Origin of the sequence: Desulfobotulus pelophilus (assembly GCF_026155325.1) — a bacterium.
GTDB lineage: Bacteria > Desulfobacterota > Desulfobacteria > Desulfobacterales > ASO4-4 > Desulfobotulus > Desulfobotulus pelophilus.
Genome location: NZ_JAPFPW010000068.1, coordinates 1 through 995, shown reverse-complemented (window position 1 = coordinate 995; position 995 = coordinate 1). Strand labels below are relative to the sequence as shown.

The 995-nt window shown below is 48.1% G+C and carries 2 protein-coding genes; both read right to left on the bottom strand.

The window, feature by feature from the left end; genetic code table 11:
- Positions 1-570: zinc-ribbon domain-containing protein (locus OOT00_RS16035; protein ID WP_265426430.1), on the bottom strand; the 570-nt coding region annotated here is incomplete at its 3' end.
- 15 nt (positions 571-585) lie between these two features.
- On the bottom strand, positions 586-995 hold a 410-nt coding region (gene hpt / locus OOT00_RS16030; protein ID WP_265426429.1), incomplete at its 5' end, for a hypoxanthine phosphoribosyltransferase.

Genomic DNA, 995 nt, shown 5'->3' with positions numbered 1-995 from the left:
CTCATCCAGGTCTTGGGTTTCTTTTTGACCGGCAGGTTCCAGATCAAAGTCGAGCTTAAGCTCATCCATGTCTGGGATTTCATTTTGTGCTGCAGGCTCCAGGTCAAGATCGAACTCGAATTCATCAATCTTTTCAGAGGATGTTTGGGTTTTGGTATCAAAATCAAAATTCGGGTCCAGATTTTCCTGGGAAGAGGAATCTGGTACTGGCGCGGGAGCGTGTTTATATTCAGAAGTCTTTTTCTGGGGCTTCATGCTGTTGGGTAAGGAAATAATCTGCGTGTCGGATGCATCTGGAACAGACAGAGGAGCAAGGTCCGGGAGAGATTCTTCGGAGTCGGTGTGGAGGGAATTAGCATCCGTTAATGGGGGGATGGTGTCTGTTCTCTGGATATCTTCGATATTCAGAAAATCATCCTCCGGCTCTGATGAGAAAGGCAGGGGCTCGGGTTCCCGAAAGGCTGTAAATACGTGCCGACACTTTGCGCATCGTACCCGGGTGCCCGTGGGCTGAATATAATGATCGTCAAGTTGGAATCGGGCGGTGCAAGCCTCGCACGTGATGATCATACAGCGGTCCTCTCCTTAGGATTTGATATGATAGATGGCTGGCAGGTGACGGTACTGTTCTGCATAGTCAATGCCGTATCCTACAATAAAGCCTTCCTGAATACTGTGACAGACATAATCCAGAGAGACAATATTTTCCCGCCGCTCATGTTTATCCAGCAGGGTGCAGATTTTTACAGAGGCTGCGCCACGATTCTGGAGATGTTTGGCAAGGTGTGTCAGGGTCAGGCCTGTATCCACAATGTCTTCCACTAAAATGACGTGTGTACCTTCCAGATCAAGATCCACATCTTTTGTTATGCGGACATGGCCGGAACTCATTTTTTCTTTGCCGTAGCTGGAAGCGCCTATGAAGTCAATGGAACAAGGAACTGACAGTTCACGAACAAGGTCTGCAAGGAAAATAAAGGCTCCTTTGAGAACGC